The following is a 20,674-nucleotide window of genomic DNA, read 5'->3' on the forward strand; positions in this document are numbered from 1 at the left end:
CTACCCTGTAGGCCTCCAGAACCCTTTGAAAGCCATCCCCATGTTGTTAGTACGCAGCGGATTGGTTTGCACAGGGCTGCCCGCTTCCACCATTTGTCCGCCGCCGGAGTACATGGCCACGTGACCATCCCACACGATGAGGTCACCGGGCTGCAGTTCGTCTGCGCTTACCTGACGGCCCACGGTCTGGCTTTCTGCGGTGCGCGGCAGCTCCACCCCCGCTTGGCGCCAAGCCCATTGCGTCAACCCAGAGCAATCAAAGCTGCCATTGCCGGTACCGCCCCACCCATAGGGAGTCCCCACCTGGGACAAGGCGGCCTGTGTCGCTGCCTGCCCTTGCGTGGTTCCTTCGCTTGCGGTGGAGGACGCGGTGAGTGCGTGGCGCACCACGCCTTCCTCCTGCGGGCCGCGCACCGAGGGGCGAACAGCACGCTGGCCAATGGGGATGAGGGGAGCTGCTGCTTGCAGGAGCTCCCCAGCCAGCTGCTTGACGCGAAGCATCGCTTTGCCAACGTATTCCATGGCCAGGGCTTGCAATGCTGAACGCGCCGCAGCCTGTGTTGCAGGATTTGGGATAAGCAACCCGAGAGCGATAGGTAGTCCGCGCTGGAGAAGCTCGAAGCCCAGACCGATGAGGTCCCTGACTGTCGCCGCGATGAGCCCGCGGGCAGTATCCAGAGCTGAGCGGGCGGTGGAGAGATCCTCAGTGGCTTGGCGTGCAGTGTCTAACAACGCCCGTGGATCCCCATGCGCAATTTCCGCTAGCGGCCCTGCAGCAGTGAGATCGGGCACAGTGGGCAGGGAGACGTCGGGAAGCTGCGCCGGCTGAATCCGGGCAATGTGGGCGAGTGCTGACTCCAACATCACAGACCCCCGCACGCGTTCGCGAGAGCACCATCGGCGTCTTCCGCTTCGCGGGCCATGCGGAAGCTGGAGTCCGCCACGGCACCGGCATCCGCCCTGACCTGGGTAAGGCGGGCAGCAAGGTTCTCCATGGCGGTGTTAAAGGTTCCAGTGAAACCGCCCAGAACGGTATCGACCGGTAGCTCAGGAGGGGGAGTGGAGGAGGCCTGGGAGATGGCGGCAAGCTCATGCGCCAGCCTACGGGTGTGTTCGGTGTCGATATTAAACGTGTGGAAGCTAGTCATGGCTTATTAGACTGTGCTGCCCGCTGATCGGTTCCCGGCCGATTCTTATACAGTGAAGGGCATGGATATCCACGTAGTAGACCACCCCCTCGCCGCCTCCCGGCTCACACTCATGCGCGATGCCCGCAGCGATAATGCCGCCTTCCGTGCAGCTCTGCGGGATCTTGGCACCATGCTTGTCTATGAGGCAGCGCGCGACCTGCCCGTCGAGCATTTTGATTGCGTTACTCCCGTTGCCACGGCGGAGGGCACCCGCCTGCAGGACCCGCCAATTATCGTGCCCATCATCCGTGCTGGACTGGGCATGATTGACCCGGCGCTGTCGATGATCCCTGATGCCCAAGTTGGCTTCATTGGCATGGCGCGCGATGAAGAAACCCATGAGCCGGTGCCTTACCTGGAGGCCCTGCCGGAGGATCTCAGCGGGCGTAGCGTCTTTGTCGTCGATCCGATGCTCGCCACGGGCGGTTCCCTCCTGCATTCCCTGAAACTCCTCGCGGACCGCGGCGCCACCGATATCACCGCGATCTGCATGGTGTCCGCGCAGCCGGGCGTCGATGCGCTGGCCAACTCGGGGCTGCCGGTTCGCTTGGTTACCGCGGCGATTGATCCGGCCCTCAACGAGGACGCCTACATCGTGCCGGGGCTTGGCGACGCCGGCGACCGCCTCTACGGTCCCCGCAATATCGACCTGTAGCGAAGGTAGACCGCTTAGTATATCCGGCGTGTGACCTGCCCGGCTAACTGAACCGCATGGTCTAGTTGTAGACTCTTCCCAACAGGACACCACGGAGGAGGAAGCAGTGATCTCGGACTACGTCAGTGAGTGGTTCAGCAACCACCGCGCGGAGGTCATCGCGTGGCGCCGCCATATTCACCGCCACCCGGAGACCTCCAATAAGGAAGTGGAAACCACGCGCTTCCTGTCTCGCACCCTGCGTGAGTACGGTCTGGAGCCGCAGCTTTTCCCCGAAACCGGCCTCATGGTGGACATCGGGCCCGATACGGAACTTGGGCGCCTGGCCTTCCGCGCCGACATCGACGCGCTCCCGGTCACGGAGGTCACGGGCCTTGAGTACACCTCCGAGGTCCCCGGCGTCATGCATGCCTGCGGGCATGACATGCACACCACCATTGCACTAGCCACGGCCTGTGCCTTGGCGGATCTCAACCGTGAGCACCCGCTGGACTTCGGCGTTCGCGTCATCTTCCAACCTGCCGAAGAGGTTTGGGTAGGCGGCGCCACCGACGTCATCGAGTGGGGTGCGCTCGAAGGCGTGAACTCCATCTTTGCCGTCCACGTCGAGCCGAAGCTGCGCGTCGGGCGCATTGGCGTCCGCGCCGGGGCGATCACCTCCGCGACTGACGTCGTGGAAATCAACGTCTCCGGCCCGGGTGGGCACACGTCGCGCCCGCACTTGTCGGCGGACGTCGTCTATGCGTTGGGCAAGCTGCTGACGGACCTGCCGGGTTTGCTCTCGCGCCGCGTCGATCCACGCACCGGCACCGTCTTGGTCTTTGGTCAGGTGAATTCCGGCTATGCACCGAACGCGATTCCCGAGACCGGCTCGGTGTCTGGCACCATGCGCACGGCGGATATCGGGATCTGGCGCGAGATGCAAACGCTGTTCTCTGAGCTTGTGGAGCAGGTCCTGGCGCCCCTGGGCGTGGAACATGAGCTGGTCTATCACCGTGGGGTTCCGCCGGTGCTGAACGACGACGTCTCCACCGCCCTCCTCGCCAGCGCTGCCCAGGCCATCGACCCGCAAGCCGTGGTCCAAGCGCCGCAGTCCTCGGGCGGCGAGGACTTCTCCTGGTACTTGGAGAAGGTCCCCGGTTCCATGGCCCGCCTGGGTTGTTGGTCCGGCGAAGGCGAGCAGCACGATCTGCATATGGGTGATTTGGCCCCCGATGAGAGGGCTATCGGCGTGGGCGTCAAACTCTTCGGCTCCGTGGCGGAACAGTTTGCCAACGTGGAGGATTAGTTTTCTAACTACTACACTGTGACAAGGATTTCCCAGAGTTCTTATAGGCAGATTTTTAAAAAAGGAGCGACAGTGTCACAGGAAGCCCCCCGCATCGTAATTATCGGCGGCGGCCCCGCAGGCTACGAGGCTGCGACTGCCGGCGCCAAGTACGGCGCGCACATTACGTTGGTTGAGGAACAGGGCCCCGGTGGCTCCTCCGTTCTTTTGGACTGCGTCCCGTCGAAGTCCTTTATTGCCGGCGCCAACATTCGCACCGACTTCCGCCGCGCGGATGATATGGGCCTGAACCACCAGCTCGGCTCGCTGAAGCTGAGCCTGGAGGCGCTTAACGGCCGCGTGCAGGCGCTGGCCGGCAACCAGTCCCGCGACGTGCGCGCGGGCCTGGAGAAGATCGGCGTCAAGGTCATCGATGGCCGCGCCGCATTCTCCGAGGACCAGCACGGCGTGAAGGGTGCCGCGCACAAGGTTGATGTCACCCACACTGATGGCACCACCGAGACCCTCGACGCGGACCTGGTCCTCGTTGCCACCGGTGCCACCCCGCGCATCTTGCCGGGCGCTCAGCCGGACGGCGAGCGCATCCTGACCTGGCAGCAGGTTTATGACCTCAAGGAGGAGCCGGAGCACCTCATCGTCGTCGGCTCCGGCGTGACCGGTGCCGAGTTCGTTTCCGCCTTCGCGGAGATGGGTGTGCGCGTGACCATGGTGGCTTCTCGCGACCGCATTCTGCCGCATGATGACGCCGATGCTGCCGACGTCCTCGAGACCGTCCTGGCTGAGCGCGGCGTGGAGCTGGAAAAGAACTGCCGCGTCGAAACGGTCTCCCGCACCGAGGACGGAAACGTCGTGGTGAAGACCCAGGACGGCCGCGAGATCCACGGCTCCCACGTCATCATGTCCATCGGTTCCATCCCGAATACGAAGAACCTGGGCCTCGAGCACGTTGGCGTGGCTACCACGAAGTCCGGTCACATCGAGGTTGACCGCGTTTCCCGCACCAACGTTGCCGGCATCTACGCCGCGGGTGACTGCTCCGACCTCTTCCCACTGGCCTCCGTTGCCGCGATGCAGGGGCGTATCGCCATGTACCACTCCCTGGGTGAGGGTGTATCCCCGCTGCGCTTGAAGACGGTCGCCACCGCCGTGTTTACCCGCCCGGAGATCGCTGCCGTGGGCTTTACCCAGGCGGAGATTGAGGCGGGCGAGGTCGCCGCGCGCACCATCACGATGCCGCTGAACACCAACCCGCGCGCCAAGATGCGCTCTCTCCAGCACGGTTTTGTCAAGCTCTTCTGCCGCGCGACCTCCGGCCGCGTAATCGGCGGCGTCATCGTCGCCCCGACCGCTTCCGAGCTCATCCTGCCCATCGCCGTGGCGGTAACCAACCAGCTCACCGTGAACCAGCTGGCGGATTCCTTCGCGGTCTACCCGTCGCTGTCCGGCACCATCACCGAGGCAGCCCGCCGCCTCGTTGCCCACGACGACCTCGAGTAGGCAGGCTCCAGCTCCGCTTTAGCTTCGGCTCGGTTTTATAAGCCCAGTGTGCTCACCGCATGCTGGGCTTCTTCCATGGTGAACCGCTCGCCGTAGTCGCTGGTGAGCTGCATAGGGGTTGGACATGAGAGAACTTCCTGCGTAGGTGAGAGACGAGAGCTCGGCGTGGTGCCGAACGAGTCCTATCTTGGCAAGCGGCCTGGACATTGCCGCAGGAAATTCGAGAACGTGGGCGAATTGTAGAAAACTACGAGGTCGCGTAAGCCGAAACCGGAGTGGCATTGAGGTCGAGGCTGACGGAGCGCCCCGCCTGTGGGAAGGCGCGCTGCGGACAGGCCGGGCGTGGGCAGGCGGCGCAACCGGGGCCGATGGGGGTTGCCTCGGAAGGGGAGAGGTTGAGCGCATCGGCGTAAACCACGCGATCCGCCTGCGCGATATCGCAGCCCAGCCCCACGACGAATTCCTTGCGCGGCGTACCCCAGGCCTGGGCTTGGCCTTGGACGAAGCGCGCGATCCACAGATAGGTGTGGTCATCGGGCATCGAGGCCACCTGGCGCGTGATGCGGTTTGGCGTTTCAAAAGCGCGGTGGACCACCCACAACGGGCACGAGCCGCCGCTGCGCGCAAAGTGGAAGGCAGTGGAGGACTGGCGCTTGGAAATGTTGCCTGCGCGGTCGGTCCGGATGAAGGAGAAAGGGACACCTTGGTGGTGGGGCCGCTGAAGCGTCGACAAGCGCTGCGCGGTGGTCTCGAAACCAGTGCCAAAGGATGCCGCGATCACATCAATGTCGTAGCGCGTCTCCTCCGCGGTGGTGAGGAGCTGCGTATAGGGCATGGTGACGGCCGCCGCGAAGTATTGGGCCAGACCATAGGTGCCGATGGAGCGGGCTTCGGCGCTGGGTAGCTCGGCCACGAGTTCCGCGCAGTGCTCTGGATAGGCCAGAAGACAGTACTGGAGTGCCATCTCGAAGACGAGCTGGGCTTCAGTGAGTCCTGCGCGCAGGTGTAGCTCGCGGTCGTGGAAGGTCCGTCGGCGCGGTGAGGCCGAGGAGAATCGTGTCGTAACGCCGAACTCGTCCTGCAGGACTGAGGCCAAGCGCCCACGGCGCAGGACGCGGTCACCGAGGGAATCGGACAGTTCCTCGGCGGCGACGTCCAGGCTGTGAATGTAGTTGTGGGCGTCGTAGAAGAAGTCGCGGACCGCTTCGAAAGGGCCGGTTTCCGCGGGGGTGTGTGCGGCGGCGGCGACAAGCCTGGGGAGTAGCTCGGGGAAGCGTCCGCTTAAGTCAGTGAGTGTGGTGTCGGAGGCCTCGGGGAAGAGCTGGCGCAGCTCGGCGAGCGCGCGCAGGTCGCGATCCCCCGCGAAGTAGGTGGCGTCAACGCCAAAGCGTTGCGTCAGCTGCATGAGGACGGTGACGGTGAGGGGGCGCTGGTCATTCTCCAACTGGTTGAGGTAGCTGGTGGACATCCCCAGTTGTTGTGCCATGGCCGCTTGGGTGAGTTTGCGTTCTTTACGTAGTGCGTGGATTCTTGCCCCCGCGTAGTGCTTGCTCATTGTGTACGTCCTCCCAAAAAGCCGCCCCAACAGGTAATTACACAAGGTTTGCAAACAACGCAAAACCCTGCAACAGATAAACACAGTTTACACATGTGGCAGGCCACACGGGCGGGGGATAGTGTGATGGCTATCGCAGCCGTTGTTGTCTAGGAGGAAAACCCCGTTGATTAACCACGAAGTACGTACCCACAAGTCCGCTGAGAACTTCCCCATCGAAGAGCACCTGGCGTACAAGATTGCCAAGGTCGCAGCAGATCCCGTTGAGGTTCCGGCCGAGACCACCGAGATGATCATCAATCGCATCATCGATAACGCCTCCGTGGCCGTGGCCTCTGCCACCCGCCGCCCGGTGACCTCCGCCCGAGTCATCGCTCAGGCCCACCCGGCTCAAAAAGGCGGAGCCACCATCTTTGGTGTTGACGGCACCTACTCCGCCGAGTGGGCAGCCCTGGCCAATGGCACTGCCGTGCGCGAGCTGGACTACCACGACACCTTCCTCGCCGCCGAATACTCCCACCCGGGCGATAACATCCCGCCAATCCTGGCCGTGGCACAGCACAAGGGGCTGACCGGCAAGGAGCTCATCCGCGGTATCGCCACCGGCTACGAAATCCAGGTCAACCTGGTCAAGGGCATTTGCCTTCACGAGTGGAAGATCGACCACGTGGCGCACCTCGGCCCCTCCGTCGCCGCGGGCATCGGCACCATGCTCGGCCTCGACGTCGACACCATCTACCAGGCCATCGGCCAGGCGCTACACACCACCACCGCCACCCGCCAGTCCCGCAAGGGCCTCATCTCCTCCTGGAAGGCCTATGCACCGGCGTTTGCCGGCAAGATGGGCATCGAAGCAGTAGACCGCTCCATGCGCGGCGAGGGTGCCCCGGCCCCGATTTGGGAAGGCGAGGACGGCTTCATCGCCTGGATGCTCCACTCTCCGGAGCGCACCTACACCGTCCCTCTCCCGGCTGAGGGCGAGGAAAAGCGCGCCATCCTGGACACCTACACCAAGGAGCACTCCGCGGAGTACCAGGCACAGGCCCCGATTGACATGGCCTTTGCCCTCAAGAAGACCTTGGCTGAGAAGGGCCTGAAGGTGGAGGACATCGAGTCCATCGTCCTGCACACCTCGCACCACACTCACTACGTCATCGGCACCGGCGCCAACGACCCGCAGAAGATGGACCCGAACGCCTCCCGTGAGACTCTGGATCACTCCATCATGTACATCTTCGCCGTGGCCCTGCAGGACGGCGAGTGGGACTACGAGACCTCCTACTCCGACGAGCGCAAGCACCGCCAGGACACCATCGACCTGTGGCACAAGATTTCCACCGTCGAGGACCCCGAGTGGACCCGCCGCTACCACTCCAACGACCTGGAGGAGAAGGCCTTCGGCGGCAAGGCTGTCATTACCTTCAAGGACGGCACCGTGATTGAGGATGAGCGCGCGGTGGCCGACGCCCACCCGCTCGGCGCCCGCCCCTTCGGCCGCGAGGAGTACATCAACAAGTTCAAGAAGCTCGCCGCCGGCAAGGTATCGGAGGAGGAACAGGAGCGCTTCCTCGCTGCCGCCCAGAACCTGGAAAACCTCACCGACCTGAGCGAGCTCAACGTTCGCCTCACCGACGAGGCTATCGCCACCGCACCCGAGACCCCGAAGGGACTGTTCTAAATGGCTGGCCTATTTGGCTCTACTACCAGCAATGCAGACAAGCGCAAGAGCTTCCGCGAGGCGCTGAACGCACCGGGAATTACCACGCTGCCGGGCGCCTTCAACCCGTTGACCGCGCGGCTCATCCAGGACATCGGCGGCTTCGGCGGCGTCTATGTCTCCGGCGCGGTGCTGGCTAATGATTTGGGTCTGCCGGACATTGGTCTCACCACCCTCACTGAGGTGGCGCAGCGCGCCGGGCACATTGCCCGCGCCACGGACCTGCCTGTGCTTGTCGACGCCGACACGGGCTTCGGCGAGCCCATGTCCGCCGCCCGTACGGTTGCCGCGCTGGAGGACGCCGGCCTGGCCGGCTGCCACCTGGAAGACCAGGTCAACCCGAAGCGCTGCGGTCACCTCGATGGCAAGGAAGTGGTGCCGACGGACCTTATGGTTCGCCGCATCACCGCCGCGGTCAACGAGCGCCGCGATGAGAACTTCATCATTTGTGCGCGCACCGATGCCGCCGGCATCCACGGCATCGATGAGGCCATCGAGCGCGCCAAGGCCTACGCCGACGCCGGCGCGGACCTCATCTTCACTGAGGCCCTGTACTCGCCGGAGGACTTTGAAAAGTTCCGCGCCGCCGTGGACACCCCGCTGCTGGCCAACATGACGGAGTTCGGCAAGACCGAGCTGCTGTCCGCCAAGCGCATCGAGGAGCTGGGCTATAACGCCGTCATCTGGCCGGTATCCACCCTGCGCGTGGCCATGGGCGCTACCGAAGAATTCCTCCGCGACATGCAGGAAACCGGCCTGCAATCCGAGGAATGGCTCGACCGCATGCAGCACCGCTCCCGCCTGTATGAGCTGGTGCGCTACGACGAGTACAACGCCTTCGACCAGAGCGTGTTCACCTACTCCAAGGACAGCTACAAGCCCACCTTCGACTAGGGCACACGGCCTGAAACTCACACTAGAACCCAATAAAAAGGAGAAAACACCATGTCTGAAACCCCAGAAATCCGCAAGGGCCTGTACGGCGTCGTCGTCGATGAGACCGCCGTGTCCAAGGTTGTCCCGGAGACCAACTCCCTGACCTACCGCGGCTACCCGGTCCAGGAGCTGGCACGCTACTGCTCCTTCGAGGAGGTTGCTTACCTGCTGTGGAACGGCGAGCTGCCGTCCCAGGATGAACTGGTCCGTTTCTCCGCTCGTGAGAAGGCGCTGCGCCACCTGGACCGCCACCTCATTGACCTGATCACCTCCATGCCGAAGTCTTGCCACCCGATGGACGTTCTGCGCACCGCAGTCTCCTTCATTGGTTCCCAGGATCCGGAGGAGTACACCAAGGATTCCGAGCACATCCGCCGCACCGCGCTGGAGCTCATGGCGAAGCTGCCGACCATCGTCGCCCTCGATATCCGCCGTCGCCGCGGTGAGGGCTACATCGAGCCTTCCCGCAAGAAGGGCTTTGCGGAGAACTTCCTGTGGATGGTCTTCGGTGAGGAGGAGGGCTCGCCGGCCCTGTCGCGCTCCGATATTGAGGCCTTTGATAAGTCCCTCATCCTCTACGCTGAGCACTCCTTCAACGCCTCCACCTTCGCTGCCCGCGTGGTGACCTCCACGATGTCGGATACCTACTCCGCCGTCACCGCCGCCATCGGCGCCCTCAAGGGCCCGCTACACGGTGGTGCTAACGAGGCCGTGATGAAGAACTTCCTGGAGGTCGGTGACCCGGCCAAGGCAGAGGAGTGGACGCTCAACAAGCTCAAGAACAAGGAGCTCGTCATGGGCTTCGGTCACCGCGTGTACAAGAACGGTGACTCCCGTGTTCCGACCATGGAGGCTGCCTTCCGCGAGCTGGCCAAGGACCACGGCCAGGAGCAGTGGGTGGAGATGTACGAGAAGATGGCCAAGACCATGTACGAGAACACCTCCATCAAGATCCAGCCGAACCTGGACTTCCCGGCTGGCCCCGCGTACCACATCCTTGGTTTCGACATTGAGTTCTTCACCCCGATCTTCGTGATGGCCCGCATCACCGGCTGGACCGCACACATCGTGGAGCAGAACGAGAACAACTCCCTCATCCGCCCGCTGTCTGCCTACAACGGCAAGGAGCAGCGCTCCGTTCCGCCGAAGCAGATCTAGAAAAGCAAAGTTCGCTAATGCAGCATTAGCTAACGGAGAACATAAAACCAGCGCACGAACGATTCTCTTCGTGCGCTGGTTTTAATTCTTTGTCCGAGTCCCCTGCGGCGCGTGAATTTCTGTTGTTTGGTATACCGATTTCCGCCCGCATTGTCGCCTCGGACACTATCCTTAAGTTCGTATTGTGCTTATCTGAAAGGATCACTCCCAGTGTCTGATACCGCCCACAAGTCCTTCTCTAAGATCTTGGTGGCCAACCGCGGTGAGATTGCCGTGCGCGCCTTCCGCGCTGCCTTTGAGGTCGGCTCCAAGACCGTTGCAATTTATCCAAAGGAAGACCGCAACTCCTTCCACCGCGCTTTTGCCAATGAGGCAGTGCGCATCGGTACCGAGGGCCAGCCGGTCAAGGCATACCTCGACATCGATGAGGTCATTCGCGCCGCCAAGAAGTCCGGCGCAGATGCCATTTACCCTGGTTACGGCTTCCTATCGGAGCGTGCCGATTTGGCGCGTGCCTGCCGTGACAACGGCATTAAGTTCATTGGTCCGACCCCGGAGACCTTGGACCTGACCGGTGATAAGGCCGCCGCGGTAGCCGCTGCCCAGGAGGCGGGGCTGCCGACTCTGAAGGACTCGAAGCCCTCGACGGACGTCGACAAGCTGGCGGAATACGCCAAGGACTTTAATTTCCCCGTCTTCGTGAAGGCAGTGGCCGGCGGTGGCGGCCGCGGTATGCGCTTCATCGAGAACGAGGCGGAGCTCAAGACCAAGTGTGCTGAGGCCTCCCGCGAAGCTGAGGCAGCCTTCGGCGATGGCAACGTTTACCTCGAGACCGCGGTGATTCGTCCGCAGCACATCGAGGTGCAGATTCTGGCTGACTCCCACGGCAACGTCTTGCACCTGTTTGAGCGTGACTGCTCCGTGCAGCGCCGTCACCAGAAGGTCGTCGAGATCGCCCCGGCACCCACGCTGGACCCAGAGCTGCGTGACCGCATCTGTGCGGACGCCGTGAAGTTCTGCGAGCACATCAACTACGAAGGCGCCGGCACCGTCGAGTTCCTCGTCGATGAGAAGGGTAACCACGTCTTCATCGAGATGAACCCCCGCGTGCAGGTGGAACACACCGTGACCGAGGAGGTCACTGGCGTGGACATCGTGAAGTCCCAGATGCAGATTGCGGCGGGCTTCTCCCTCGAGGAGTTGGGCCTCAAGCAGGAGGACATCCACATCACCGGCGCGGCGCTCCAGTGCCGCATCACCACCGAGGATCCCTCCAATGGCTTCCGCCCGGATACCGGCACGCTGACCCAGTACCGCTCGCCGGGCGGCGCAGGCGTGCGTCTCGACGGCGCAACGGCCGTCGGCGCTGAGGTCTCCCCGAACTTCGACTCCCTGCTGGTGAAGATGACCTGCCGTGGAGTCAACTTTGAGCAGGCCGTGGCACGTGCGCAGCGCGCGCTCAACGAGTTCACGGTGGCCGGCGTGGCCACCAACATCGGCTTCCTGCGCGCACTGCTGCGCGAGCCGGACTTCGTCAACACCCGCGTGGACACCAGCTTCATTCCGGAGCACCCGGACCTGCTCAAGGCCCCACCGGCCGTGGATGAGTCTGGCCGCATCATCGACTACATCGCTGATGTGACCGTCAACAAGCCGAACGGCGAGCGCCCGACCACCCTGCGCCCCTTCGACAAGCTGCCGGATCTGGACTTTAACTCTGAGCTGCCGCGCGGTTCCCGCGATGAACTGTTGGAGCTGGGCCCGAAAAAGTGGGCGGAGAAGATCCGCAAGCAGGACGCTCTTGCCGTCACTGATACCACCTTCCGTGACGCCCACCAGTCCCTGCTGGCCACCCGCGTGCGCGGTACCGCGTTGGTCACCGCCGCTGAAGCCGTCGCCCGCATGACCCCGGAGCTGTACTCGGTGGAGGCATGGGGCGGTGCGACCTACGACGTCGCCATGCGCTTCCTCAAGGAAGACCCGTGGGTGCGCCTGGATCTGCTGCGTGAGGCCATGCCGAACCAGAACATCCAGATGCTGCTGCGCGGCCGCAACACCGTGGGCTACTCGCCGTACTCCAACGATGTGTGCACCGGTTTCGTGCAGGAGGCCGCCAAGTCTGGTGTGGATGTCTTCCGCATCTTCGACGCGCTGAACGACGTCACCCAGATGCGCCCGGCTATCGACGCCGTCCTGGAGACCAACACCACCGTGGCTGAGGTCGCTATGGCCTACTCTGGCGACATGTGCTCCCCGGATGAGAAGCTCTACACGCTGGACTACTACCTCAAGCTGGCCGAGGAGATTGTCAACACCGGCGCTCACGTCCTGGCTATCAAGGACATGGCGGGCCTGCTGCGTCCGGAGTCCGCATCGAAGCTGGTTATGGCTCTGCGCAAGGAGTTCGACCTGCCGGTTCACGTGCACACGCACGACACCGCTGGCGGTCAGTTGGCCACCTACTACGCGGCAGCGCTTTCTGGTGCCGACATCGTCGACGGTGCTTCCGCGCCGCTGGCGGGCACTACCTCCCAGCCTTCGCTGTCCGCCATCATCGCGGCATTCTCGAACTCCTCTCGTGATACCGGCATCTCCCTCAAGGCCGTCTCCGACCTTGAGCCGTACTGGGAGGCCGTCCGCCAGCTCTACCAGCCCTTCGAGAAGGGTATTCCTGGACCGACCGGCCGCGTCTACCGCCACGAGATTCCAGGTGGCCAGCTGTCCAACCTTCGCGCGCAGGCTACCGCTCTGGGCTTGGAGGATCGCTTCGAGATCATCGAGGACACCTACGCTGCGGTGAATGAGATGCTCGGCCGCCCGACCAAGGTGACCCCGTCCTCCAAGGTGGTCGGTGACCTCGCCCTGCACCTTGTGGGCGCTGGCGTAGACCCGGTTGACTTTGAGGCGAACCCCACCAAGTACGACATCCCGGATTCCGTCATCGCCTTCCTGCGCGGTGAGCTCGGTACGCCTCCGGGTGGTTGGCCGCCGCTGCGCGATAAGGTCCTGGAGGGCCGCGCGCCTGGCGACGTCACCGTCAAGCCCGTGCCGGAGGATGAGAAGAAGCACCTGGCTTCGGATGATTCCACCGAGCGCCGCGCTTCCCTCAACCGCCTGCTCTTCCCGAAGCAGTTCGAGGAGTTCAACGAGTTCCGCCGCACCTACGGCAACACCGAGGCGCTGACGGACACGGTCTTCTTCTACGGTCTGGAAGAAGGTAAGGACTACATTGTTCACCACTTCCCGGAGGGCTCCAACGACCGCGCGGACCTCAAGCCCGTCACCTTGCGTCTTGACGCAATGGGTGAGCCGGACGAGAAGGGCATCCGCAACGTCGTGCTCAACGTCAACGGCCAGATCCGCCCGCTCAAGGTGCGCGACAACAACGTCGAGTCCACCGTCGCCACCGTGGAGAAGGCCGATCCGTCCAACGAGGGCCACGTGGCCGCACCGTTCGCCGGCGTGGTGAACCCGACCGCCAAGCCTGGCGACGAGGTCAAGGCCGGCGACCAGATCGCCGTCATCGAGGCCATGAAGATGGAAGCCTCTATTTCCGCCACCAAGGATGGCACCATCGAGCGCGTCGCCATTGGCGCCGCCACCAAGGTGGAGGGCGGCGACCTCATCGCCGTTATCAACTAAAAGTCGACTTAGGTCATGGATGGGTGAGCAGCGTCATTCTTGGCGCTGCTCACCGGTGGTTTTCGGCGGTGGGGTGGGATTTTTCCGCACTGCATTGGCCTAAGTCAGGAGGGCGTGCCTCGTAAAAGGCATCTGGCAGAAGGCATCTTTGGGTCCAAGAACGCCATCTGCAATGAGTAAAAGGCGTTTTTAGCCGTGAAAACGCCTTTTGGCAGATGTCTCCAGCATGTCGATGGAGGCATGCAGATGCTGTGCGTTGCGAGGGGTGCGAAGAAGGTAATCCGTTTCGCGAAGATACGTGCAGCGTTCTACGGAAACGGTCGTTGTCACCCGACTTGGGTCATGGGTGGGTGAGCAACGTCGCTCTTGGCGCTGTCGTCGGCGCGCCGCCGAAGGCGTCGAGTATAGTCGACACTTTTACAAGAAACCGAGGAAGTGTCGAGTATAGTCGACACCTTTTGTCGGTTTGCGTACTAGAAGCGCTTGAGCATCACGTGAGCATCCGGGCGGCCGGGCACGTCGATGTCGACGAAGCCTTCGGATTCATACAGCTTGCGGGCGCCGGTATTCTCCGGCTCAATCCACAGCGATACGGCGGGAGCCTGCTGCGCCTCGGCGAGGTCGCAGGCGTTGCGCAGGAGGCGTCGCCCAGCGCCTAAGCCCCTGTAGCGGGACTCCACAGCAATGAAGAGCTCGGGGATCTCCTCCGGGTCGAGGTCGGTGGCCCACTGGGACTCATCAAAAGGATCGGCCTCGGGGTTGCCGGCGTAGGCGGCACCCTTCGCTTCAGTGGTGTAGTAGCGCAGCCACGCACCACCGACGGGGACGCGGTGGCTGGAGACTGCGATGACGCCGCCGTCGACATGGGGCGACCATTCGTCAACGTACAGTCCTACGTCAGGGGTGTGGAAATCCCCGATATGGGCGTCCTCGTCACCGAGGACATCGGCGAGGAAAAGGAGACGGGAGAGGTAGGTACGGTCGTGCTCCTTGGCCAACCGTACACCGAACTCAGAATCGTTAACGCTCATGCCTTTCGAGGCTACTTGATCTCTGAATCTAGCTACTCACTGAGTGGTTCGAGTGGAGTTGGTGGCGCTATCCTGATGCGCCACTGTTGCATCCCCTCAGAGCGACAAGTCAGCACCCCGGTAAGTTGTACTCAGCGAGTCAGTGACCCGGAGCAGAGCTCCACCGGGGTATCACGTACAAAGAGTATGTAACGTTGCTGACTGAAGCAAGGTTATTGCAGTGCTCCCTGGCCGTAAGGAAGCATCGGCAAATTACTTGATCTCCAGAATCGGCTCGCCCTTGTTGATCTGCGTGCCGGTGGACACCTTGAGGTCGGTCACGGTGCCGGACTTGTGGGCCTTGACGGGGTTCTCCATTTTCATGGCTTCAAGGACGACGACGACCTCGCCCTCTTCGACTTCCTGGCCTTCTTCGACGGCGACCTTGATGACGCTGCCCTGCATCGGTGCGGTCACGGCGTCACCGGACACGTTGGCTGCTGCGCCTTTACCACGGCGCTTCTTCGACTTCTTGCGCTTGGTGCCGCCACCCAAGAGCAAGTTGCCCGGCAGGGCCACCTCGATGCGGCGGCCGCCAACCTCGACGACGAACTTCTGGGATGCTTCCTGGTCCTCATCCTCAGGTGCTTCGGCGGTGTCGGTGTATTCGGGCAGCTCGTTGACCCACTCTTCCTCGATCCACTTGGTGTAGACCGTGAAGTTGCCGTCCTCGGCGGTGAAGGCAGGATCGGTGAGGATTGCCTGGTGGAAGGGGATAACCGTGGGCAGGCCTTCGATGCGGTACTCGGACAGCGCGCGGCGTGCGCGCGCGAGGGCGGTCTCGCGGTCCGGGCCCCAGACGATGAGCTTGGCCAGCATGGAATCGAACTGGCCGCCGATGACGGAACCTTCGCGCACGCCGGAATCCATACGCACGCCCGGGCCGGAAGGCTCGGAGTAGGAGACGATGGTTCCAGGAGCCGGCATGAAGCCCGCAGCGGCGTCCTCGCCGTTGATGCGGAACTCGAAGGCGTGGCCGTGCGGGGTCGGATCCTCGGAGATGGAAAGCTCGCGGCCCTCGGCGATGCGGAACTGCTCGCGAACGAGGTCGTAGCCGGTGGTCTCTTCGGTAACGGGGTGCTCCACCTGGAGGCGCGTGTTGACCTCGAGGAAGGAGATGAGTCCATCCGCACCCACAAGGTACTCCACCGTACCGGCGCCGTAGTATCCGGCCTCGCGGCAGATGCGCTTTGCGGATTCATGGATGGAGGCGCGCTGCTCATCGGTGAGGAAGGGGGCAGGGGCCTCTTCGACGAGCTTCTGGAAGCGGCGCTGTAGGGAGCAGTCGCGGGTGCCCATGACGACGACGTTGCCGTGCTGGTCAGCCAGGACCTGCGCCTCGACGTGGCGGGCCTTATCCAGGTAGCGCTCGACGAAGCACTCGCCGCGGCCGAAGGCTGCGGTGGCCTCGCGGGTGGCGGACTCGTAGAGGTCCTTGATCTCCTCGCGGGTGTGAGCGACCTTCATGCCGCGGCCACCGCCGCCGAAGGCAGCCTTGATGGCAACGGGCAGGCCGTGCTCGTCGGCGAAGGCCTCGACCTCTTCGGCGCTGGCGACGGGATCCTTGGTACCCGGTGCCATGGGCGCGTCGGCACGCTCGGCAATGTGGCGGGCGGTGACCTTGTCACCCAAGTCCGCAATCGATTGCGGCGAGGGGCCGATCCAGATCAAGCCGGCGTCGATGACGGCCTGGGCAAAGTCGGCGTTCTCGGAGAGGAAGCCATAGCCGGGGTGGATGGCGTCGGCGCCGGATTTGGAGGCGGCGTCGAGAATCTTGCTGATATCGAGGTAGGACTCAGCGGAGTTTTGGCCGCCGAGTGCAAAGGCTTCGTCGGCAAGCGTGACGAATGGGGCGTCAGCATCGGGCTCGGCATAAACCGCTACGGATGCGATGCCGGCATCGCGAGCCGCGCGGATGACGCGGACCGCAATCTCACCGCGGTTGGCCACGAGGACCTTGGTGATGTTCTTGGTTTCAACTGCCACGGCAGGAACCCTCCTCCAATTTTTCTGATAGGACTGCGTACTATTCTTGCACACCAAAACATGAGGATACCGTCACGTCTTGGTTTCGTGTCAAAAAATAAACCCGCACCAGCGTGGATGCGGGCTTATTTCGGCGTGTTGCTAGCGTTCAACGGGCATGCGAACCATGTTGCCCCACTCTGCCCACGAGCCATCGTAGACGCGCGGGTTGTCGAAGCCGAGCAGGTACTTCAGCACAAACCAGGTGTGTGCGGCCTGAGCGCCGACATGCGAGTAAAGGACGGTTTCCGTTGCGGGCTCTAGCTCGCCATAGTTGACCTTGAGCTCGCTGAGTGCACGGAAGCAGCCGTTGGGGTAGACCGCGCGATCCCATTCCAAGTTGATGGCCCCGGGAATATGGCCGTGCGTCAAGGTGGTGCCGTAGGCGGACTCGCCGGTTCCGTTCTTGAGGGCGGCTTCGCCGCAGAACTCGTCTGGGCTGCGGGTGTCGACAACGGTGGCGGTGGAGCCGCGCAGCTCATCGACGAAGATGCGGGAGGATTCTTCGCGGGAAACCTCCGGGTAAGAGGACGCGGATGGTTCGGGGACCATGAAGGAAGTATCGCGTTCTTCGGACATCCAGGCGTCCCGGCCACCGTCGAGAAGCCGCACGTCTTCGTGGCCGTACAGCTCAAAGATCCACAGGGCGAATGCAGCCCACCAGTTGGACTTATCGCCGTACAGGATGACGGTGTCATCGCGCTCGATGCCCTTCGAGCGAAGGAGGGCTGTGAAGTCTTCGGCGCTGATGATGTCCCTCGTCGTGCTATCGAGCAGTTCCGTCTGGACGTTGATACGGATAGCGGTGGGGATGTGGCCGATATCGTAGAGGAGTGAATCCTCATCGACCTCGATCACGTGGAGGCCGTTAATGCCCAGTCGCGCGGATAACCACGGTGCGGACACGAGACGCTCGGGGTGCGCGTATTCCTGGAAAGGGGGATTCGGGTCGAATTCGGCCACGGTCCACCTGCCTTTCTCGTTAAGGGGGAACGTTCGCTTCAACTCTAGCGTGCTTGGCCAACTAGTGGTCACGGGGGAGAGCCTTTTGTGGTGTTGGATACATTTCTTGAGAGGGTAGTGCTGCTTCGCACTTACTGGTTATAACAAGTATGCAGGTCAGGGGCTGAAAAGTGCGCTAAGCTCGCTTTTTAACCTTTTGTTGGGCTGATTCTGTAGGGGAGCGCGCAGGCCAAACCTGGGTTATTTTAAGTAGTGACACTCATCAACCCCCTAGCGAAAGGGAATTACTGTGCACAAGGCAATCGTCGTCTTCGAGGTTGAGGGCGGATCAGACAAGCAGATCAACGGACACCGTAAGGACACCATGCCAATCGTCGACTGCATCAAGGATGCAGGCTGGCATGCAGAGGTCGTGTTCTACCGCCCTGAGTGGTCCGAGAAGCTCTTCGAGTATGTATCCGAGAACTTTGATGCCTACATCTCCCGCGTGAACCCGGGCAACATCCCGGGCGGTGAAAAGGGCTACTTTGACCTGCTCTCCAAGCTGTCCGACGCTGGCCTGGTCGGCATGTCCACCCCGTACGAGATGATGGCCTACGGCGCCAAGGATGCCCTGGTCAAGCTCAACGACACCGACCTGGTCCCGTCCGATACCGCCGCCTACTACGACGTCGAGTCTTTCCACAACACCTTCCCGACCTCCCTGTCCTACGGCGAGCGCGTGCTTAAGCAGAACCGTGGCTCCACCGGCTCCGGCATCTGGCGCGTGCGCCTTGCCGACGAGAAGCTGGCCGAGTCCGTCGAGCCGGGCACGGCTCTGCCGCTCGACACCAAGATCAAGTGCACTGAGGCTGTGGACAACCACACCGAGGAGCGCGAGCTGGGCGAGTTCATGGACTTCTGCGATCAGTACATCGTGGGTGACAACGGCATGCTCGTGGACATGCGCTTCATGCCGCGCATCGTCGAGGGTGAGATTCGTATTCTTCTCGTGGGCCCGGACCCGGTCTTCGTGGTGCACAAGAAGCCGGCCGAGGGCGGCGACGCCTTCTCCGCCACCCTGTTCTCCGGCGCCAAGTACACCTACCAAAAGCCGGAGGAGTGGCAGGAGCTCGTCGATATGTTCGCTGACGTTCGCCCGGTCATTGCAGAGAAGCTCGGCGGTGACAACATCCCGCTGATCTGGACCGCGGACTTCATGCTGGCTGACGGCGAAAACGGCGAAGATACTTACGTCCTTGGTGAGATCAACTGCTCCTGCGTGGGCTTCACCTCTGAGCTGGACATGGGCATTCAGGAGAAGGTGGCTGCTGAGGCCATCAAGCGCGTGGAGGCCAAGCACGCTTAAGCGTTTTATTTCGCACTAATCCTGTCGAGTTTCCCCTGCCGTGGCGGGGGAAACTGTCGTTTTCTGAGGTGTATTTGCCTAACTCGCGCTGCCGGTGAGCAAGATCTCAGGTACGTTCGGTGGGGTAAAAAATTTATGACAGTATCGTGCTGTAGCGCACTGCGAAAATCAATGATTCTTCGAAAGGTCTAAAACTATGACGAACCCCAACCAGTTTGGTGAGAACGGCGACAAGAGCGATAACAACGCTGGCGACTACAACGCTCACGGTTCCCACAGCGACAACGCTGGGAACAACAGCTTCGGTAGCTTTGGCGGCTACGGTAGCTCCCAGTCCGGCAGCGATAATTCTGCTTCTGGGTGGAACAGCCAGGGACAGAACTCCAACTTCGGCTGGGGCGGCCAGGCTGGCTACGGCGATTACTCCGAGAGCTCCGCTGAGACCTCCTCGTTCGGAAGTGCGTCTTCCCAGAATTCGCAGCCGGAGTCTGAAGGTGAGGCCAAGGACAGCACTCTTGGCTCCAGCTTTGCTGCGTCTGAGTCTGCCTCTGGTTCTGCCAACACGGAGTCAGCTGACCGCAAGTCTGAAAGCCATGACACCCGCGCTAACCATGACTCTTTTGGCGCCTCCTACGCTTCCTACAACTCCGATAGCAGTGCTGGTGCCGAGCACTCCGCTGAGTCGACGAACTCGAATCAGGGCTACGGCAACCACGGTTACGGCAACAGCGGCTTTGGCAACGACGGCTTTGGCGGCAGTGTGCAGGCAGAATCCAACCAGAGCCAGGGTTTTGGGCAGCAGTCTGGTGATGGCTTCGGCTCCCCGGCTTCTCACTCCAACTCCACGTCCGGCTTCGGTAGCTACCAGCAGCAGAACCAGGGCTTCGGCGCGCAGGAGCAGCAAGGTTTCGGCTCCCAGGGCCAGCAGGGCTTCGGGGCACAGGAGCAGCAGGGATTCGGCCAGCAGAACTCGCCCTTTGCTGCCTCTCCGCAGAACAATCAGTACCCGCAGCAGGCCGCACAGAACGGTGGTTCTTCTAAGAGCACGGGCTTCTTCAAGGCGCTGTTTGATTTCTCCTTCAGCAGTTTTGTCACCCTGAAGTTCTCCTCCTTCATCTACATGCTGCTCGTCATTTTGTCAGCAGTCTCCTGGGCAGGATTGATCCTCTTCTCTTTCGCGGCTTTCGCTGACAGCTTTATCATCGGAATCTTGACGTTCCTAGCCGCTGTCATTTTTGGTGGAATTGTGTTCCTCTTCTATGTCATCCAGTTCCGCTTGATCTTGGAGTTCTTCGTGGCAAACATCCGCACCGCGCAGAACACCGGTGATCTTGTTGCTAAGGCAGACGGCGACAAGGCTTAATCGCATACCAATCCCTGCGCTGCTTTAGGGCAGACAGACTAATCCCGCCGGCCTCATTATTTGAGGCCGGCGGGATTTTGTACTTAAAGCGCCGTGCCCGTCGGGGAGGTCCGCTAGCTGCCGCAGATGGTTCCAGTCATATGGTTCGGGTCAGAAGGTTCATGCGCCCCCAAACAAACCTTCTTTGGGCACCTGGATGGTTCACCTGCCCCCAGCTAAACCTTTTGAATAGAACCAGTTGACTAGAACTATGTGGCGGACCGGGGG

General features: G+C 62.2%; 16 protein-coding genes. 9 read left to right on the forward strand and 7 right to left on the reverse strand.

Translation table 11 applies throughout. From position 1 onward, the window contains the following. Window positions 1-864: a C40 family peptidase gene (locus HMPREF2698_RS09040; protein WP_070563883.1), complete on the reverse strand. Its 864-nt coding sequence runs from the start codon at window positions 862-864 to the stop codon at window positions 1-3. After that, window positions 864-1,148, reverse strand: coding sequence for a hypothetical protein (locus HMPREF2698_RS09045; protein ID WP_070563886.1), 285 nt, complete (start codon window positions 1,146-1,148; stop codon window positions 864-866). The genes HMPREF2698_RS09040 and HMPREF2698_RS09045 overlap by 1 nt, the downstream gene beginning before the upstream one ends. A 61-nt stretch (window positions 1,149-1,209) precedes the next feature. Between HMPREF2698_RS09045 and upp the strand changes: the two genes are divergently transcribed. The 3 genes from upp to HMPREF2698_RS09060 all read left to right on the forward strand — a co-directional run bounded on the left by upp (window position 1,210) and on the right by HMPREF2698_RS09060 (window position 4,630). Further along, on the forward strand, window positions 1,210-1,845 hold the full coding sequence (upp, locus tag HMPREF2698_RS09050; RefSeq protein ID WP_070530640.1) for a uracil phosphoribosyltransferase: 636 nt from the start codon (window positions 1,210-1,212) through the stop codon (window positions 1,843-1,845). 106 nt (window positions 1,846-1,951) lie between these two features. Then, window positions 1,952-3,133 carry a M20 family metallopeptidase gene (locus HMPREF2698_RS09055; RefSeq protein ID WP_070563889.1) on the forward strand — a complete coding sequence of 394 codons (1,182 nt, stop codon included), beginning with the start codon at window positions 1,952-1,954 and terminating at the stop codon, window positions 3,131-3,133. A gap of 72 nt (window positions 3,134-3,205) precedes the next feature. After that, complete coding sequence (locus tag HMPREF2698_RS09060) at window positions 3,206-4,630, forward strand: NAD(P)H-quinone dehydrogenase (protein ID WP_070530636.1); 1,425 nt, start codon at window positions 3,206-3,208, stop codon at window positions 4,628-4,630. Between the two features lie 35 nt (window positions 4,631-4,665). On the opposite strand, the gene HMPREF2698_RS12985 is transcribed toward HMPREF2698_RS09060, so the two are convergent. Both HMPREF2698_RS12985 and HMPREF2698_RS09065 read right to left on the reverse strand, forming a co-directional pair. Then, window positions 4,666-4,743, reverse strand: a complete 78-nt coding sequence (locus HMPREF2698_RS12985; protein ID WP_083299228.1) for an Ltp family lipoprotein — start codon at window positions 4,741-4,743, stop codon at window positions 4,666-4,668. A 134-nt stretch (window positions 4,744-4,877) separates the two neighbouring features. Then, the gene (locus HMPREF2698_RS09065) at window positions 4,878-6,185 is read right to left on the reverse strand and encodes a short-chain fatty acyl-CoA regulator family protein (RefSeq protein ID WP_070530634.1); all 1,308 of its coding nucleotides are present in this window, start codon (window positions 6,183-6,185) and stop codon (window positions 4,878-4,880) included. 166 nt (window positions 6,186-6,351) lie between these two features. Between HMPREF2698_RS09065 and prpD the strand changes: the two genes are divergently transcribed. From prpD to HMPREF2698_RS09085, 4 genes are all read left to right on the forward strand, one after another. Next, window positions 6,352-7,863 (forward strand): 2-methylcitrate dehydratase PrpD, encoded by a 1,512-nt coding sequence (prpD, locus tag HMPREF2698_RS09070; protein WP_070563892.1) that lies wholly within the window; start codon window positions 6,352-6,354, stop codon window positions 7,861-7,863. Further along, window positions 7,864-8,796 (forward strand): methylisocitrate lyase, encoded by a 933-nt coding sequence (prpB, locus tag HMPREF2698_RS09075; protein ID WP_070563895.1) that lies wholly within the window; start codon window positions 7,864-7,866, stop codon window positions 8,794-8,796. Between the two features lie 51 nt (window positions 8,797-8,847). After that, window positions 8,848-9,996, forward strand: coding sequence for a bifunctional 2-methylcitrate synthase/citrate synthase (locus HMPREF2698_RS09080; protein WP_070530628.1), 1,149 nt, complete (start codon window positions 8,848-8,850; stop codon window positions 9,994-9,996). 210 nt (window positions 9,997-10,206) lie between these two features. Continuing rightward, window positions 10,207-13,638 (forward strand): pyruvate carboxylase, encoded by a 3,432-nt coding sequence (locus HMPREF2698_RS09085; protein ID WP_070563898.1) that lies wholly within the window; start codon window positions 10,207-10,209, stop codon window positions 13,636-13,638. A 473-nt stretch (window positions 13,639-14,111) separates the two neighbouring features. Here the strand turns inward: HMPREF2698_RS09085 and HMPREF2698_RS09090 are convergent, their stop codons facing one another. From HMPREF2698_RS09090 to HMPREF2698_RS09100, 3 genes are all read right to left on the reverse strand, one after another. Next, a complete protein-coding gene (locus HMPREF2698_RS09090; protein ID WP_070563901.1) occupies window positions 14,112-14,669 on the reverse strand; it encodes a GNAT family N-acetyltransferase in 558 nt (185 codons plus the stop codon). A gap of 252 nt (window positions 14,670-14,921) precedes the next feature. Further along, window positions 14,922-16,694, reverse strand: a complete 1,773-nt coding sequence (locus HMPREF2698_RS09095; RefSeq protein WP_070563904.1) for an ATP-binding protein — start codon at window positions 16,692-16,694, stop codon at window positions 14,922-14,924. 141 nt (window positions 16,695-16,835) lie between these two features. Beyond that, window positions 16,836-17,696: a sulfurtransferase gene (locus HMPREF2698_RS09100; protein WP_070563907.1), complete on the reverse strand. Its 861-nt coding sequence runs from the start codon at window positions 17,694-17,696 to the stop codon at window positions 16,836-16,838. A 289-nt stretch (window positions 17,697-17,985) separates the two neighbouring features. Between HMPREF2698_RS09100 and HMPREF2698_RS09105 the strand changes: the two genes are divergently transcribed. Further along, a complete protein-coding gene (locus HMPREF2698_RS09105) occupies window positions 17,986-19,044 on the forward strand; it encodes a Cj0069 family protein (RefSeq protein WP_070531077.1) in 1,059 nt (352 codons plus the stop codon). 196 nt (window positions 19,045-19,240) lie between these two features. Further along, on the forward strand, window positions 19,241-20,407 hold the full coding sequence (locus HMPREF2698_RS09110) for a DUF4282 domain-containing protein (protein WP_070563911.1): 1,167 nt from the start codon (window positions 19,241-19,243) through the stop codon (window positions 20,405-20,407). The last annotated feature ends 267 nt before the right edge of the window (window positions 20,408-20,674 follow it).

Source organism: Corynebacterium sp. HMSC072A02 (assembly GCF_001810085.1).
In the GTDB taxonomy this organism is placed as follows: Bacteria; Actinomycetota; Actinomycetes; order Mycobacteriales; family Mycobacteriaceae; genus Corynebacterium; species Corynebacterium hesseae.

Excerpts from the sequence above, each read along its gene's own strand:
- HMPREF2698_RS09040 (WP_070563883.1), bottom strand. The coding sequence starts at position 864 with ATGTTGGAGTCAGCACTCGCCCACATTGCCCGGATTCAGCCGGCGCAG.
- HMPREF2698_RS09045 (WP_070563886.1), bottom strand. The coding sequence starts at position 1,148 with ATGACTAGCTTCCACACGTTTAATATCGACACCGAACACACCCGTAGG.
- upp (WP_070530640.1), top strand. The coding sequence starts at position 1,210 with ATGGATATCCACGTAGTAGACCACCCCCTCGCCGCCTCCCGGCTCACA.
- HMPREF2698_RS12985 (WP_083299228.1), bottom strand. The coding sequence starts at position 4,743 with ATGCAGCTCACCAGCGACTACGGCGAGCGGTTCACCATGGAAGAAGCC.
- HMPREF2698_RS09065 (WP_070530634.1), bottom strand. The coding sequence starts at position 6,185 with ATGAGCAAGCACTACGCGGGGGCAAGAATCCACGCACTACGTAAAGAA.
- prpB (WP_070563895.1), top strand. The coding sequence starts at position 7,864 with ATGGCTGGCCTATTTGGCTCTACTACCAGCAATGCAGACAAGCGCAAG.
- HMPREF2698_RS09080 (WP_070530628.1), top strand. The coding sequence starts at position 8,848 with ATGTCTGAAACCCCAGAAATCCGCAAGGGCCTGTACGGCGTCGTCGTC.
- HMPREF2698_RS09090 (WP_070563901.1), bottom strand. The coding sequence starts at position 14,669 with ATGAGCGTTAACGATTCTGAGTTCGGTGTACGGTTGGCCAAGGAGCAC.
- HMPREF2698_RS09110 (WP_070563911.1), top strand. The coding sequence starts at position 19,241 with ATGACGAACCCCAACCAGTTTGGTGAGAACGGCGACAAGAGCGATAAC.